Origin of the sequence: Burkholderia sp. TSV86 (genome assembly GCF_001522865.1) — a bacterium.
In the GTDB taxonomy this organism is placed as follows: domain Bacteria; phylum Pseudomonadota; class Gammaproteobacteria; order Burkholderiales; family Burkholderiaceae; genus Burkholderia.
Genome location: NZ_LOWB01000109.1, coordinates 261,069 through 276,695, shown reverse-complemented (window position 1 = coordinate 276,695; position 15,627 = coordinate 261,069). Strand labels below are relative to the sequence as shown.

The window sequence follows — 15,627 nt, the reverse complement described above, 5'->3', positions numbered from 1 at the left end:
GGGGCTTGCCGCCCCTTGGTATATCGGTCAGTCGCGCGCGCTCAAATGCGCATCGGCATCACGACGTACTTGAATTCGTCGTTCTCAGGCACGGTGATGAGCGCGCTCGAGCTTGCGTCGCCGAGGCTCACCTGCACGGTGTCGACCTTCAGGTTCGCGAGCACGTCGAGCAGATACGTGACGTTGAAACCGATGTCGACCGTATCGCCCTGGTAGGCGATTTCCAGTTCTTCCTGCGCTTCCTCCTGGTCGGCGTTCGTCGACATGATTTTCAACTGGCCGGGCGCGACGATGCAGCGCACGCCCTTGAACTTGTCGGACGTCAGGATGGCCGCGCGCTGCAGCGAGCGCTGCAACTCCTCGCGGCCGATCTCGAACGTGTTCTTGTGGGCCTTCGGGATCACGCGCTGGAAATCGGGGAACTTGCCCTCGACGAGCTTCGAGACGAGTTCGACTTGGCCGAACGTGAATTTCGCCTGCGTCTGCGCGATGTCGATCTTGACGGTGTCGTCGATATCCTCGAGCAGGCGCTGCAGTTCGAGAATCGTCTTGCGCGGCACGATCACTTCCTGGCGGCCGAACGAGCCTTCGATCTTCATTGACGAATATGCAAGGCGGTGGCCGTCGGTCGCCACCGCCATCAGCCGGTCGCCGTCGACGACGAGCAGCATCCCGTTCAGGTAATAGCGAATGTCCTGCTGCGCCATCGCGAAATGCACCATCCCGAGCAGCTGACGGAATGCTTTTTGCGGCACGCTCAGGCTCGCGCCGAAATCCTTCGCTTGCGCCACGGTTGGAAATTCGTCGGCGGCGAGCGTTTGCAGCGCGAAGCGGCTCTTGCCGGATTGCACGGTCAGGCGCTTGTCAGCGAGCGTCAGCGTGACCTGGCCGTCCGGCATCGCGCGCAGGATGTCGAGCAGCTTGCGCGCCGCGACGGTGGTCGCCACCTGATCACCGCCGACGCCGAAATCGGCGCGCGTGGTGATCTGGAGTTCGAGGTCGGTCGACAGAAACGACACGTCCGAGCCGCTCTTCGTGATCAGCAGATTGGCGAGGATCGGCAACGTGTGGCGGCGTTCGACGATACCGCTCACGGTTTGCAGCGGCCTTAGGAGGGTGTCTCGTTCGGTCTTGACCAGTTGCATAGAGTTCCTTCGTTCAAATAACGGCCTGCAAGCCCCGCAGCGCCTGCCCGGACGGGCGGGCGGCCCGCCGCCGGGAGGCGGTCAAACCAGTATTGTGCCTCAAAACCGAACCGCCCCTTTTAAATTGGGGCGGTTTTGCGCTTATCAAGCCAAGCGATCCGAGCATCATCCCTTCAGCGTCTGCTCGAGCACATGCAGTTCGTGATTGAGTTGCGCGTCCTTGCCGCGCTCGTCGGCGATCTTGCGCACCGCGTGCAGCACGGTCGTATGGTCGCGCCCGCCGAACAGCTCGCCGATTTCGGGCAGGCTCTTCTGCGTGAGCTCCTTCGCGAGGTACATCGCGATCTGCCGCGGCCGCGCGATGTTCGCTGGGCGCTTTTTCGAATACATGTCGGCGACCTTGATGTTGTAGAAATCGGCGACGGTTTTCTGAATGTTCTCAACCGAAATCTGCCGGTTCTGCACGGTGAGCAGATCCTTCAGCGCTTCCTTGGTCAGCTCGATCGTGATCTCGCGGCCGTGGAACTTCGAATACGCAAGGATCTTGCGCAGCGCACCCTCCAGCTCGCGCACGTTCGAGCGCAGATGCTTCGCGACGAAAAACGCGACGTCCTCCGACAGGCTCACGCCCTCCGACTGCGCCTTTCTCATCAGGATCGCGACGCGCATTTCGAGTTCGGGCGGCTCGATCGCGACAGTCAGCCCGGAGTCGAAGCGCGAGATCAGGCGATCGTCGATGCCGGAGATTTCCTTCGGGTACGTATCGCTCGTGATGATCACCTGCGCCTTGTTCGCGACGAGCGCTTCGAACGCGTAGAAGAACTCCTCCTGCGTGCGCGATTTTCCCGAGAAGAACTGAATATCGTCGATCAGCAGCAGGTCGAGCGAATGGTAGTAGCGCTTGAAATCGTCGAACGCCTTGCGCTGGTATGCCTTCACGACGTCGGACACGTATTGTTCCGCGTGGATGTAGCGAATGCGCGCGCCGGCCTTGTCGAGCAGCAATTGGTTGCCGATCGCATGGATCAGGTGGGTCTTGCCGAGGCCGACGCCGCCGTACAGGAACAGCGGGTTGTACGAGACGCCGGGATTGTCGGCGACCTGGATCGCCGCTGCCCGCGCGAGCTGGTTCGCCTTGCCGGTCACGAAATTGTCGAACGTGAGCACCGGGTTCAGTTTCGAGCGTTCGTACATCGAATCGGCTTCGCCGTTCGTCGGCGCGCCCGAGCCGGGGCGCCAAGTCCGGCGGCCGGCCGCTGCCTCGTGCGCGGTCAGGCTTGGCAGATCGAGATCGGCATCGTCGGCGGCGCTCAATGCGGCGGCGTTCGCTTGCGCGGCATGCGCGGCGGCCACGGCGGCAGCGGCGGCAGCGGCCGCCGCGCTGGCGCCGGCGGACGGGCTCGTGTCGGCGGCGCTCGGCGAAGAGGCGGGCTGTATCGCAGCTGCAAGCGGCGCGCGGGGGGCGGGCGCCGCCGCGGCCGGGCCGGCGGCGCGCTGGCCCGCTTTCGGATCGAGGACGAACTGGACTTCGATCGGCGCGTTCCAGAAATCCCGGGCCAGATCGGCGATGCGGCCTGAAAACTGGCTCTTGACCCAGTCGAGCTTGAAGCGGTTCGGCGCGGCGATCGACAGCGTGTTCGCGGCGGCATCGAATGCGATCGGGGCCAGGGGTTTGATCCACGTCACGTACTGCTGAGGCGTCAATTCACGCTCCAGCAGGGCGGAACAGTGTTGCCAAAAATCGTTCATCGAAGAAGCGGTCGTTTTTTCGGTTGCACGCACAGGCGCCGCAGCCCTTGTCGCGGATGCGCAACATGCGCAAGCGGACCGGCGCGGCCGTGCGGATATGCCCCGGAGGCTTGCGCAGCAAGGGTTCGAGCGCGGGCGCGGGCCGAGGCGGTGTGTCGGATGGATGGAGATAAGGCGAGATTCTACCGCCAAACGCGTCGCGAGCGGGAGTTATCCACAGGGCCGGGTGATGGGTGGCGCGCATCGCGGCGGCTGGTGAAACCGCGGGGCGCTGCCGCCGTCGCGGCCCGTCTGGTCGTCTAAAGTATTGACCGCCAAGAGAAAAACGGTTTAAATAGCGGGTTCCGCGAAAACCAATCCTTTTTCCGGCGATTGCGTTCGCCCGGTTGCCTCGAAAGAGAGGGCGCGCGGTCCCGTATTCCCGACATTCTCGAACTTCAGTGAGAGCAACATGAAACGTACCTACCAACCTTCCGTGACGCGCCGCAAGCGCACCCATGGTTTCCGCGTGCGCATGAAGACGGCGGGCGGCCGCAAGGTCATCAACGCCCGTCGTGCGAAGGGCCGCAAGCGCCTCGCCATCTAAGGGCGGGCCGCGCGCTGTGTCCGCCGTCCGCAGCGATGCGGGCAAGGCTGCCGCTATTGCGGGTTCGATTCCGTTGCCAGCGTCCGCCGTCTTTCCCAAAGCTGCGCGACTTCTGAAAACGGATGAATTCTCATCCGTTTTTCGTTTGTGTCCGTGGCGGCGCACCGCGCATTTCGTGATCTACGGCAAGCCGACGGGGCGCGACGCGCGCCTTGGGCTCGTGGTCGGCAAAAAGCATGCGCCGCGTGCGGTGACGCGCAACTTGGTCAAGCGGCTCGCACGCGAGGCGTTTCGCGTGCGGCGCGCCGAGTTCGCGGGCTGGGACATTTTGCTGCGCCTGCATGCGCGCTTCGATACGAAAGCGATGCCGAGCGCGGCATCCGCGCCGCTCGCGGCGTTATGCGCGGGCGAGATCCGCGAGTTGCTCGATCGGGCTGCGCGGGAGGTTGCGCGTCGCAATGCGGCCGCGTCTGCGTCAGATTGACGAATGCGCCGGCTTGGATGCGCGCGTTGTTCACGGCGGCCGGTTGGCCGGATCGGGTAGCCGGGGTAGCGCGGCCTGGGCAGGCGAAACGGCCGGACCCTGCCGGCCCGATCGGTTCTGTCTGCTCAGCCAGGCTCGACCGGGCAGAGATCAGGGTAGTCAGGTCGTCGGCTCGAATGCGGCGCATCGGCGCCGCCATTGCTATGCAAACGGTATTGTTCGCGTTGCTGCGCTTCTACAAGCTTGCCGTGAGCCCGCTGCTCGGCAGCCGATGCCGTTTTTATCCTTCTTGTTCGGATTACGCGCGCGAGGCAATCCAGTATCATGGCGCCGCGCGTGGCACTTATCTCGCCGCCAGGCGGCTGTGCCGATGCCACCCTTTCTCCGCGGGCGGCATCGACCTCGTTCCGCCGCCGCCCAACTCCGACGCACGCAGCGCGCCCCGCGAAGCTGACGCGTCGTCCCATCGATTCTGAGACTACGCATGGATATCAAACGCACCGTCCTATGGGTGATCTTCTTCATGTCGGCTGTCATGCTGTTCGACAACTGGCAGCGATCCCACGGGCGCCCGTCGATGTTCTTCCCGAACGTCGCGCAGACGCATACCGCGGCGAACGCGGCTGACGGCGCGCCGGCCGCGAGCGGCGCAAGCAGTGCGGCGGCGGCGGCGTTGCCGGCCGCGGCCGGCGAGGCGCCCGGTTCCACGGCGCCCGCCGCGCAGGCGCAGCTCGTGCGCTTTTCGACCGACGTCTACGACGGCGAGATCGACACGCGCGGCGGCACGCTCGCGAAGCTGACGCTGAAGAAGGAGGGCGACGGCAAGCAGCCCGATCTGTTCGTCACGCTGTTCGACCATACCGCGAACCATACGTATCTCGCGCGCACCGGCCTGCTTGGCGGCGATTTCCCGAACCACAATGACGTGTTCACGCAGGTCGCCGGCCCAACGGCACTGACGAGCGATCGGAACACGTTGAAACTGTCGTTCGAATCGCCGGTGAAGGGCGGTGTGAAGGTAGTGAAGACCTACACGTTCACGCGCGGCAGCTACGTGATCGGCGTCGACACGAAGATCGACAATGTCGGCACCGCGCCCGTCACGCCGACCGTGTACATGGAACTTGTGCGCGACAACTCGTCGGTCGAGACGCCGATGTTCTCGCACACGTTCCTCGGGCCGGCGGTCTACTCCGATCAGAAGCACTTCCAGAAGATCACGTTCAGCGACATCGACAAGAACAAGGCCGAGTACGTCCCGTCTGCCGACAACGGCTGGATCGCGATGGTTCAGCACTATTTCGCGTCCGCATGGATTCCGCAGCAAGGGGCGAAGCGCGACATTTATGTCGGCAAGATCGATCCGTCGCTGTACCGCGTCGGCGTGAAGCAGCCGGTTGCGGCGATCGCGCCGGGGCAGTCGGCGGATGTGTCCGCGCGCCTGTTCGCCGGTCCGGAAGAGGAGCGCATGCTCGAGGGCGTCGCGCCGGGGCTCGAACTCGTGAAGGATTACGGCTGGGTGACGATCATCGCGAAGCCGCTTTTCTGGTTGCTCGAGAAGATTCATGGCTACGTCGGCAACTGGGGCTGGGCGATCGTGCTGCTCACGCTGCTGATCAAGGCCGTGTTTTTCCCGCTGTCGGCGGCGAGCTATAAGTCGATGGCACGGATGAAGGAAATCACGCCGCGGATGCAGGCGCTGCGCGAGCGCTTCAAGAGCGATCCGCAAAAGATGAATGCGGCGCTGATGGAGCTTTACAAGACCGAAAAGGTCAATCCGTTCGGCGGCTGTTTGCCGGTCGTGATCCAGATTCCGGTGTTCATTTCGTTGTACTGGGTGCTGCTCGCGTCGGTCGAGATGCGCGGTGCGCCGTGGATTCTGTGGATTCACGATCTGTCGCAGCGCGATCCGTACTTCATCTTGCCGGTGCTGATGGCCGTATCGATGTTCGTGCAGACGAAGCTGAACCCGACGCCCGCCGACCCTGTTCAAGCGAAGATGATGATGTTCATGCCGCTTGCGTTCTCGGTGATGTTCTTCTTTTTCCCGTCGGGCCTCGTGCTGTACTACGTGGTCAACAACGTGCTGTCGATCGCGCAGCAGTATTACATCACGCGCACCATCGGCAACGCACCGAAGAAAAAGACGAGCTGACGCGGCTGCGTGCAGCGCGGCGAGCGCACCGCTCGCCGTTGCGGCCGTTGCGTCTTGGCGGACGATGTAAAAAAACCGCCCGGTTTGCGCCGGGCGGTTTTTTTTATGGAAACCGTTCGATCGGACGGATGGCCGCGCAATCAGCGCTTGGGCGTTTCGCCGCCGTAGAACTGCTCGATTAGTTCCTGCACCAGATAACGATGATGCGGCGACAGTGCTTCGATTTTCGACGCGAGTTCGATCGTCTCGGGCGTCGGAGGATATTTTTCGTCGCGCGGCAGCGGCTGCGGCGTCGCGCGCGCGGTGCTCGGCGGCGGACCGTAATGCAGCCAATGCAGATCGACGCGCAGCCATTCGGCAAGCGTTTGCAGTTTGTCCTGCGTCGGAATCGTGCGGCCCGTTAGCCATTTGTGCGCGGTCTGTGGAGACACCGGATGCTCGCCGCGATGACGCAAATTGAAATGCAAAGCGAGTTCCGTCGCGCCGGTTACTTTTTCTGGGCTGCGCAACAGGGCGAATTTGAGACGTTCGGTGAACGCCGCTTTTTCTTCGAGTGTCGGCATGGCCAGATTGTGCAGTTCGACCACCGCCAAGAAGACAACCAAATGGGCTATATTTAGCTTAACTGAGCGATTATTTAACTGGCAGGCGTGGGATGTAACGTGTTCATCTGTGAGAACCCCCGCTTTTCACGCGGCGATCAGCGGCGGTTTTTCGATGCCAGATCGCGTATTTGTCGGACAAATTGATTAGCTCAGCTAAGATAAGTGTGGGCGGACGGAAAGCCATCTTTCGATTTCTGCGTGGCCAAGTAGTATAGCGCCGTCAAGCTACAATTCGACATACGAACCTATTTGCCGCTTGCTGATTTCCCGTTCATTTATCGCTGATTGACTGCCATGCTCGCTACCGATTCCGATCCGATTGTTGCCATTGCCACCGCGTCCGGGCGGGGAGGGATCGGTGTCGTGCGCATGTCGTTCGGGCGCGCGGGCGAAGCGGCTGCGTTGGCGCTCAGCGAAGCATTGTGCGGTACGCGGCTCACGCCGAGGCACGCGAGCTATGTGCCGTTTCTCGACGGCGACGGCAATCCGCTCGATCGTGGCATCGCGCTCTATTTTCCCGCGCCGCATTCGTACACCGGCGAGCACGTGCTCGAATTACAGGGGCATGGCGGGCCGATCGTGCTGCAGCTCGTGCTGCAGCGGTGCATCGATGCCGGGCGCGCTTATGGCTTGCGGCTTGCCGAGCCGGGCGAATTCACGCGTCGCGCATTCTTGAACGACAAGCTCGATCTTGCGCAGGCCGAGGCGGTGGCCGATCTGATCGAGGCGAGCACTGAGGCGGCCGCTCGATCGGCCGGCCGCTCGCTGGACGGCGCGTTTTCTCGCGATATTCATGCGCTCGTCGATGACGTGATCTCGCTGCGGATGCTCGTCGAGGCGACGCTCGACTTCCCGGAAGAGGAGATCGATTTCCTCGAAGCCGCGGATGCGCGCGGCAAGCTTGCGCGTATTCGCGAGCGGCTCGCGCAAGTGCTGAACGACGCGCGGCAGGGCGCGCTGCTGCGCGAAGGGCTGTCAGTCGTGCTCGCCGGGCAGCCGAACGTCGGCAAATCGTCGCTGTTGAATGCGCTCGCAGGCGCGGAGCTGGCGATTGTCACGCCGATTGCCGGTACGACGCGCGACAAAGTCGCCCAGACAATCCAGATCGAAGGCATTGCGCTGCATATCATCGATACGGCAGGGTTGCGCGAGACGCAGGACGAGGTGGAGCAAATCGGCATTGCGCGCACGTGGGGCGAGATCGAGCGTGCCGATGTCGTGCTGCATCTGCTTGATGCGAGAAGCGGCCTGGGAGCCGACGACGAGGCGATCGCGGAGCGCTTTCCGGCGAACGTGCCGGTCGTGCGCGTGCTGAACAAGACGGATTTGACCGGCGCGCCAGCGGCGGTTGAGCGCCTCGCCGCGCGCTCGGGCGGCTCGGATCTGTGCGAAGTGCGGTTGTCGGCAAAGCGCGGCGACGGAATCGATTTATTGCGTGGCGAGTTGCTGCGGATCGCGGGCTGGCAGGCGGGCGCGGAGAGTGTTTATCTTGCGCGCGAGCGGCATTTGATCGCGCTGCGAGCAGCGCGGGAGCATCTCGCGCAGGCGGCGGAGCATGCCGAGCAGAATGCCCACGCGCTGGATCTCTTCGCCGAGGAATTACGCCTTGCGCAAGAGCAGTTGAATTCGATTACCGGAGAATTCAGTTCCGATGATTTGTTGGGCGTGATTTTTAGCCGGTTTTGCATCGGGAAATAATCGATCGAATACAAGTGAAGAAAGGCAATTGCTGAACCGATGAAGGTTTCGCCGTCCAGCGAAACTGCCTTGTTGCGCCACCCTCTATCAGTTGGCTGAAGCCAAGGCTAACGCACAATGGCCGAATCCGGTACCGCAACGGATTCGGCCTTTTCATTCGGCTCGAATGCGGCGCTCGCCCGGACGATGGCGGTGAACCGTACAAGAGTCTCATAGGAATGTAGGGAATCGTACATTCGGTATTGATGCGATTTATTACGCTCGCGCTTCAGTGTGGCGCCCGATCCGATTCGACGAATGCATTGCGATAAGCCGACATTTCCACCAGGCCGACGCAAGAGGTAAAAGCATTCGCGCGCCATATTTGGATCTCATTCGTTGGCTCGTTCAACGCCATCCTGACCATTCTGACCATTGCGCGGGGAAGTCATGGCTTTTGCATATCGCCGCCGCGCGCTGTCGTATCCAGAGACCCTGCGATTTGCCGCACGCGCTATCCCCACACGGGCGGCAAACGCTGCTATTTGTTAGCCGCGTTCCGTGATTTTCCACATGATCTTTCGTCAATTCGTGTCACGAGCGGCAACTGCCATGCACTGCGTGTTGCTATGCGTGACAGTGTTAGCCGGTACGCGTCACGCTCACGCGCAATCCTACCGTGACGTCGCGCCGTTGCCGCCGCCTGCCGCCGCCAAGCACTCGTCTCCTGCATTGCCCGCCGAGCCCGAAGACCGTTCGACGGCCGTCGCGATTACGCAACTGCGCGGCATTAAGTTCATGCGTGCGGGCGTTTCATCGTCCGAAGGCGGCGCGCATAGCGGCACATCGAGCGCTGACGGCAGCGTGCGCGAGACCGGCCTGCCGTTGCTGAACACAGCGTTTCTCGGCCGTCTCGCGGCCGATATCGGCAAACCGCTCACCTTCGCCCGTCTGGCCGAAATCCGGCGCATGGTCGTGCAGGCGTATCGCGACGCCGGGCGGCCGCTCGTCGATGTTTATGTGCCTGAACAAGACGTGAGCGGTGGCGAGGTGACGATCGCGGTCGCGGAATTCCGGCTCGGCAACGTATCGGTGCAGGGCAACCGCCATTTCTCGACGGCGCTGCTTGAGCGCGAGATGCCGCTGTCGGCTGGCAAACCGATTCGCGCAGACGACATCGATGCCGGACTCGCGTTGCTGAACGAGAATCCGTACCGTCGCGTCGATGCGGTCTATGCGCCTGGCGTCGCGCCCGGCACGACCGACGTCGTACTGAACGTCGACGATCGTCTGCCGCTGCGCATCTACGGCGGTTACAACAACGCTGGCGTCCGGCAGCTCGGCCGCGACCGGGTGCTCGCGGGCCTCGATTACGGCAACCTGTTCGGCGCCGACATTCGCTTCGGATACCAAATGACCGCGAGCAACGATTTGTTGAGCGGCAATCCGGCGATCGAGGGCCGCCCGAACCGCCCGCGCTTCATCGCGCATGCGATGAATCTCGTTGTACCGCTGACGCCCTTCGACAGCATCGAGCTATTCGGCGTGTTCGCACGCAGCACGCCGAGGCTGCCGGACAGCTATCGGCAAGACGGGATCAGCTCACAGATCAGCTTTCGCTACGGCCGCCGGCTGCCGTCGCTGGCTGGCTGGCAGCAGCGCACGCAGTTCGGCTATGACTTCAAGCGCTCGAACAACAATCTGGAATTCGGCGGCTTTCAGGTGTTCAACGCGAATACGCACGTTCATCAATTCGTGTTCGCGTATGACGCGTCGAAGAGCGACGCATCCGGCGACACGCGCGTCAATGCGTCGCTGATGCTAAGCCCCGGCGGTTTCGACGGCAACAACCGCGATGAAGCGTTCGATGCGGCGCAGCTTGGCGCGAAGGCGCGCTACCAGTATCTTCAACTGTCCGCTCAACGCGACACGCTGCTCGGCGCATCGAAATTCATCTGGTCGATGCGTGCGCAGATGCAATGGACGAACAGCACGCTATTGCCGAGCGAAAAACTCGGCCTGGGCGGCGATGCGACGGTGCGTGGCTACGAGCCTTATGCGGCACAAGGGGATCGCGGTTGGAATATTCAATCGGAGTTGCGTTCGCCTTCGTTCGGCCTGGGCGCCGTCGCGCTACAGCCGTTCTTGTTCTTCGATGCCGGGCGCGTGTGGAACCGCACGCCGCAGCCGGCAGATATCAACAGCGCGTCGCTGGCGAGCATCGGTGCGGGCTTTCGGTTGCAGGCCGCGCGCTTTGTCAGCGTGCGCGGCACGCTGGGATTCCCGCTGCGCTCGGTCGTGCCGAACGGATCAAAGGCGCCGCAAGGCGAGCTTTTTGTCGTTTTCGGCAGTTAAGCGGGAGCAGGATTGCGCGACTGGCAGGAGCACGGTCTCGAAGATCGACGGGTAACGCCCGGCATCGTGGTGCCCAGGCTTGCAGTCCTTGCGGCCAGTTGGTGCGCCGGAGTCCGACGCGAGTGCTGGGCGAGCGCAGCGTTTTGCGACGTGGGTTATGTATGCGTCCGACCCTTTGGAATGGGAAACAAGGGTACGACGCACATACCGGCCAAGCACCCGACGGGTTAAGCGACGTCACTGGCTGGCCGAGCGTCGGCGCGCACACCGAGTACGCGCGATGCGGCACGACGCGCGCATGAGATGATAAAACTTCTGTCGGAGAGCGGTGAATCAGTGCGTGGGAACGCCGCGCTCAATGCCGCCGCAGCAGACGCCACGGATGACGCCAATCGGCATGCGCGTGCGCCACGTGTTCATCGCGCGAATGCTTCTGGCGGTGCTGGTGCTCCTGCCATAGTTCGTCGGAATACAGCACCGCCACGATGAGCAGCGGCAATACGAGAAAAACGCCCAATATCAGTTGCTCGATCACGATCGCCTCCGTCGTGCGGCGGGAACCCTCGATTCATTTTAGGCTCTGTACTGGAGCCCGCAGTCATTTTCAGTTGACGAATTTTCCGGCATCTCCGGCATCTCCGGCGCACCGGCGCACCGGCGTCCATGCCGTCCGTGCGCAGCGAATCAAATGACTCAAGGACATCCATGCAAATTCAGAATGAACAGCACACGCTCGCGCTAAGACCGCTCGAGCGCCAGGATCTGCGTTTCGTTCACGGCCTCAACAACGACGCAAAAATCATGCGTTACTGGTTCGAGGAACCATACGAAACCTTCGCGGAACTGTCGCAACTGTACGATCAGCATGTGCACGATCAGCGCGAGCGCCGTTTCGTCGTGGCGGACGCGGATGGCGAGCTTGTTGGCCTCGTCGAGCTGATCGAACTTGACTATATTCACCGGCGCGGCGAGTTTCAGATCATCATCGCGCCGAACCAGCAAGGCCGCGGTTACGCGACGCACGCGACGCGGCTGGCGGTTGCCTATGCGTTCAAGGTGCTGAACCTGCGCAAACTGTATTTGATCGTCGACAAATCGAATGTCGCGGCGATTCACGTGTACGAGAAATGCGGTTTCAGGCATGAAGCCGAGTTGATCGAAGAATTTTTTGGTAACGGCCAATATCACAACGCATTACGGATGTGCATATTTCAGCGCGATTATTTCGCGGCTCAGTAGCGCGCCGAGGAATTGCGCGGTCGCGAATAAAGCCGGCTGGCGTGTATGCCGGCGTGCGCAATCGGTGACAGAGTGCCGGCGGCATGAGCCGCTGGCATTTTTTTTGTATTCGGCATATCAGAAAGACTTTGTGCGGCACTGCGAAATTTTTTGACGACTTTATGTGCGGCGCATCAAATAGACCGGCAACGCGAATTGAATTATCCAACTCGTTCATTTGCGTCGCGAGCATGGAACGGAAAGTCTTGCAGAATAAGACTTTGGTAGATTATGAAAATCCGGAGTGCGTATTTTCCCCGAAATGGCACACGATGCTGGAACCGGTATGCATGGGTCGTGACGGGGTGCGGCAATACGTCGCTATTGCAATCGCACAACGATTGTGCTTGCAGTCGCCGTTGGTTCTCCTAGCATGAACAAGTGCGGGCCGACGCATGCCTTTAAATACATAGCTAATGAGCGTATCGGCGCGCGAGTATGGGAGACACGATATGAAACGAACTGGTCTTTTGCTTGCGTTGATAAGCGGCATCGTTGCGTTTTCCGTTGCGCAGGCAGGCGGCGATGCGTCGCTCAAGCCTCGACAGGAAATCCAGCTCACCAAGAATGCGTGGGGATGTCTGTCAAAAGATAATTTGGATTCCGTACTGAGCCATGAGCGCGACGGACGCTCGCAAGCGCGGCAGCAGTATTTCGATGACTTCCGCTGCCTGTCGGTGCCGGAAGGTCAGCGCTTCCGGGTGGTCAGCGTCGACAAGGGCGACGTGCAGTTCGTGAGCGCCGAGAATAGCGACCAGCAAGGTCTCTGGACGGACGCACGCTTCATCAAGCAGTAACGGCAGGGCTCCCGCGCGGCCGTCTTGCGGCGGCGTGCGGGCGTCGGCCGGGGTGACATGGTTGCTGCGTATGGCCTGGGCGGCGCCCGGGCCGCTTTGCGTTTAGCCCGGCCGTCCGATCGTTTTATGCTTGCCGCGCGTGTATCGCGCATTCTGTATCATCATGCCCCGACTCGAATCAACGGCCTGTATGGGGCACGATGCTGGAATGGCGCTCAAATCGACGATCTACAAGGCGGAGCTGCAAATCGCCGACATGGACCGGCATTACTATGCCGATCATTCGCTCACCGTCGCACGTCATCCGTCCGAGACGGACGAACGGATGATGGTGCGCATTGCCGCGTTCGCGCTTTTCGCGGATGAACGGCTCGAATTCTGCAAGGGTCTGTCGGATACCGATGAGCCCGATCTCTGGCAAAAAGATCTGACGGGCGCGATCGATGCGTGGATCGACGTCGGCCAGCCTGACGAGCGGCGCATTGCGAAAGCGAGCGGGCGCGCGGGGCGGGTAGACGTGATCGCGTATGGCGGCCGCGCGTCCGATATCTGGTGGCAAGGCGCGCGCGCGAAGGTGGAGCGGCTGCGCAATGTGCGTGTGGTGTCGCTGGTGGACGGCGTGGCCGCTGCGCTGGGCGGGCTTGCACAGCGGACGATGCGCCTGCAATGCACGGTGCAGGACGGCGCGGCGTGGCTGTCGAGCGCAACGCATGACCCGGTGGCGATCGAATGGACCGTGCTGAAGGCGCGGGACGACGTGTGAGCGTGGACGGCGCGTGCCGCAAGCTCCGTGCTCCAGGATAAGGCCGCAGGCTGCGCTGTGCACTGAAGCTCCCGCCGCTTTCGCGTCAGTGCGCGGCGGCTTGCGGCGGCCCCTTGAGTTCAACCATATTGCCTTCGGGGTCGTATAGATAGATCGACGGCCCGTAGCCATCTGCGCCGTAACGCCGCTCGGCATCACCCGGCCGTGCACCGTGTGCGGCAAGATGAGCGCGCAACGCGGCAGCGTCGAACGGTTCGACGCGCAAGCATAGATGATCCATGTTGTGGCCCTGTCCGGGCGCGCAGTCATGTGGCGAACCGCCTGACGCGCCGAGCGCTAATAGGTCGATCAGCGATTTGCCGGCGCGCAACTGAACGAGCCCCAAGTCCGGCTGCACTTTCTCGACGTGGCAGCCGAGCGCGTCGCAATAGAAGCGCGTCATGGTCTCCAGATCGGTCACGCGCAGTACGACGTGATCGATCTCGCGGATATGGGGTTTCATCAAGAGCGTTTCCTGTCCGGGGAGTCTTACCGAGTGTAGACGGTCCGGGCGGGCGGCGGAGGGCCGGTGCAAAATCGATGGACGAAAAAAAGCCCGTTCGTATTTGAACGGGCTTAATCCATATCAGGAGGAGACATGGAGGAGACAGTTCCCACTATACACATCCGGATGGTGCAATGCAATATTCGATGTGCAAAAAACATCAGAACAGCAATCTGTCGCAGCCGCACTGCGTCAGTCAAAATGGGGCCGAAGCCGATATGGAGGCGTGGTGGCGGTGAGGCGAGCAGCGATCTGCGTCGATTGTGTAAACCATGGGACGAATGAGAGCGCAAGATTCAGCGCGTGACCGGATGCGGCGGCGTCTACAGTGGCACGCATCCGTTCCGCTTTTGCGAGGTCATGATGAAAAAGCTGGATTATTCGACTGACGACGCGCGCTGGGCCGCGCTCATTGCGCGCGACGCCCGCGCCGACGGCGCGTTTTGCTATGCAGTCAGGACAACGGGAGTGTTTTGCCGTCCGTCATGCGCGTCGCGGTTGCCGCTGCGCGAGAATGTCGCGTTTTTTGCCGATGCGGTCGCGGCGCGCGCGGCGGGCTATCGCCCATGCAAGCGCTGCCGGCCCGAAGGGCTGCCGCGCGAGCTTGAGATCGTCAATCGCGCATGCGCGGTGCTTGACGCGCATCGCCAGGATCGTTTCACGCTCGCGCAACTGAGCGACGCCGTTCACCTGAGTCCGTTTCACTTGCAGCGGCTGTTCAAGCGCGTGGTCGGCGTGTCGCCGCGCCAGTATCAGGCTGCGCAGCGGGGCGCGGCGTTGCGCGAGGCGTTGCAAAGCGGCGCGGCCGTCACGCGGGCGGCTGTCGATGCGGGCTTCAATTCGTCGTCGAGGCTCTACGAATCGGTGCCGCGTGAGCTTGGCATGCTGCCGTCGGCGTTTCGCCGCAAGGGCGCGGGGTTGACGATCGCGTATGCGACGGCCGATACGCCGCTCGGTATGGTGCTCGTCGCGGCTACGGACAAGGGGATTTGCAAGATTGCGTTTGGCGACGCAGCCGAGCTGCTCGTCGACGAGCTGCGGGCGTCATTTGCGAATGCGGCGCTGGTGGAATCGCCTGAGCGGATCGCGCCGTTCGTCGAGCAAATCAACGCTTATCTGAGCGGCACGCGCGAGCGTTTCGATCTGCCGCTCGATATCGCCGCAACCGCGTTTCAGCAACGCGTATGGGACGCCTTGTGTCGGATTCCTTACGGCCAGACACGCAGCTATACAGAGATCGCCGAAGCGCTTGGCGTGCCGCGCGCGGTGCGTGCGGTCGCGAGCGCTTGCGCGTCGAATCCGGTCGCGCTGGCGATCCCGTGTCATCGCGTCGTGCAAAAAAGCGGCTCGCTCGCCGGTTATCGGTGGGGGCTGCCGCGTAAGGCAGCGCTGATCGATGCCGAGGCGCAGCGCGCGGGCGGCGAGTTTGCCGCCGCGCTCGCCGTGGACGACGCGACTTGAGCGCCGGCGCACAAGCCGCAGCCGCTGC

16 protein-coding genes are annotated in these 15,627 nt (G+C 62.3%); 11 read left to right on the top strand and 5 right to left on the bottom strand.

The features are described 5' to 3' along the window. Positions 1-41: 41 nt before the first annotated feature. Positions 42-1,145 carry a DNA polymerase III subunit beta gene (gene dnaN, locus WS68_RS20715; protein WP_059572508.1) on the bottom strand — a complete coding sequence of 368 codons (1,104 nt, stop codon included), beginning with the start codon at positions 1,143-1,145 and terminating at the stop codon, positions 42-44. Positions 1,146-1,310: 165 nt separating this feature from the next. Beyond that, the gene (dnaA, locus tag WS68_RS20710; RefSeq protein WP_059572507.1) at positions 1,311-2,894 is read right to left on the bottom strand and encodes a chromosomal replication initiator protein DnaA; all 1,584 of its coding nucleotides are present in this window, start codon (positions 2,892-2,894) and stop codon (positions 1,311-1,313) included. 451 nt (positions 2,895-3,345) lie between these two features. Between dnaA and rpmH the strand changes: the two genes are divergently transcribed. The 4 genes from rpmH to yidC all read left to right on the top strand — a co-directional run bounded on the left by rpmH (position 3,346) and on the right by yidC (position 6,119). Next, on the top strand, positions 3,346-3,480 hold the full coding sequence (gene rpmH, locus WS68_RS20705) for a 50S ribosomal protein L34 (RefSeq protein ID WP_004198824.1): 135 nt from the start codon (positions 3,346-3,348) through the stop codon (positions 3,478-3,480). A gap of 73 nt (positions 3,481-3,553) precedes the next feature. Further along, complete coding sequence (rnpA, locus tag WS68_RS20700) at positions 3,554-3,964, top strand: ribonuclease P protein component (RefSeq protein ID WP_082710189.1); 411 nt, start codon at positions 3,554-3,556, stop codon at positions 3,962-3,964. A 203-nt stretch (positions 3,965-4,167) separates the two neighbouring features. Further along, positions 4,168-4,440 carry a membrane protein insertion efficiency factor YidD gene (yidD, locus tag WS68_RS20695; protein ID WP_059517169.1) on the top strand — a complete coding sequence of 91 codons (273 nt, stop codon included), beginning with the start codon at positions 4,168-4,170 and terminating at the stop codon, positions 4,438-4,440. Positions 4,441-4,448: 8 nt separating this feature from the next. Continuing rightward, positions 4,449-6,119: a membrane protein insertase YidC gene (gene yidC, locus WS68_RS20690; RefSeq protein ID WP_059572505.1), complete on the top strand. Its 1,671-nt coding sequence runs from the start codon at positions 4,449-4,451 to the stop codon at positions 6,117-6,119. Positions 6,120-6,259: 140 nt separating this feature from the next. Here yidC and WS68_RS20685 read toward each other — a convergent pair whose 3' ends face one another. Next, entirely contained in the window at positions 6,260-6,628 is a 369-nt protein-coding gene (locus tag WS68_RS20685) for a helix-turn-helix domain-containing protein (protein WP_231753073.1), read from the bottom strand. Here WS68_RS20685 and WS68_RS29055 point away from each other — a divergent pair. The 3 genes from WS68_RS29055 (at position 6,554) to WS68_RS20675 (ending at position 10,756) form a co-directional block, all read left to right on the top strand. Continuing rightward, entirely contained in the window at positions 6,554-6,739 is a 186-nt protein-coding gene (locus WS68_RS29055; RefSeq protein ID WP_231753072.1) for a hypothetical protein, read from the top strand. The two genes, WS68_RS20685 and WS68_RS29055, sit on opposite strands and share 75 nt — an antisense overlap. Positions 6,740-7,018: 279 nt before the next feature. After that, entirely contained in the window at positions 7,019-8,422 is a 1,404-nt protein-coding gene (gene mnmE / locus WS68_RS20680; RefSeq protein ID WP_059572504.1) for a tRNA uridine-5-carboxymethylaminomethyl(34) synthesis GTPase MnmE, read from the top strand. Between the two features lie 591 nt (positions 8,423-9,013). Next, positions 9,014-10,756, top strand: a complete 1,743-nt coding sequence (locus WS68_RS20675; protein ID WP_059572503.1) for a ShlB/FhaC/HecB family hemolysin secretion/activation protein — start codon at positions 9,014-9,016, stop codon at positions 10,754-10,756. A 355-nt stretch (positions 10,757-11,111) separates the two neighbouring features. Here the strand turns inward: WS68_RS20675 and WS68_RS20670 are convergent, their stop codons facing one another. Beyond that, positions 11,112-11,291: a hypothetical protein gene (locus tag WS68_RS20670; protein WP_059572502.1), complete on the bottom strand. Its 180-nt coding sequence runs from the start codon at positions 11,289-11,291 to the stop codon at positions 11,112-11,114. A 170-nt stretch (positions 11,292-11,461) separates the two neighbouring features. On the opposite strand from WS68_RS20670, the gene speG reads away from it, so the two are divergent. The 3 genes from speG (at position 11,462) to WS68_RS20655 (ending at position 13,594) form a co-directional block, all read left to right on the top strand. After that, complete coding sequence (gene speG / locus WS68_RS20665; protein ID WP_059572501.1) at positions 11,462-11,995, top strand: spermidine N1-acetyltransferase; 534 nt, start codon at positions 11,462-11,464, stop codon at positions 11,993-11,995. 491 nt (positions 11,996-12,486) lie between these two features. Further along, positions 12,487-12,831 carry a surface attachment protein Sap1 gene (gene sap1, locus WS68_RS20660; protein WP_059572500.1) on the top strand — a complete coding sequence of 115 codons (345 nt, stop codon included), beginning with the start codon at positions 12,487-12,489 and terminating at the stop codon, positions 12,829-12,831. A gap of 208 nt (positions 12,832-13,039) precedes the next feature. Beyond that, positions 13,040-13,594 (top strand): YaeQ family protein, encoded by a 555-nt coding sequence (locus WS68_RS20655; protein WP_059572499.1) that lies wholly within the window; start codon positions 13,040-13,042, stop codon positions 13,592-13,594. Between the two features lie 85 nt (positions 13,595-13,679). Here the strand turns inward: WS68_RS20655 and WS68_RS20650 are convergent, their stop codons facing one another. Continuing rightward, the gene (locus tag WS68_RS20650; RefSeq protein WP_059572498.1) at positions 13,680-14,096 is read right to left on the bottom strand and encodes a VOC family protein; all 417 of its coding nucleotides are present in this window, start codon (positions 14,094-14,096) and stop codon (positions 13,680-13,682) included. Between the two features lie 405 nt (positions 14,097-14,501). Between WS68_RS20650 and ada the strand changes: the two genes are divergently transcribed. Further along, positions 14,502-15,599, top strand: a complete 1,098-nt coding sequence (gene ada / locus WS68_RS20645) for a bifunctional DNA-binding transcriptional regulator/O6-methylguanine-DNA methyltransferase Ada (RefSeq protein ID WP_059572550.1) — start codon at positions 14,502-14,504, stop codon at positions 15,597-15,599. Positions 15,600-15,627 lie beyond the last annotated feature (28 nt).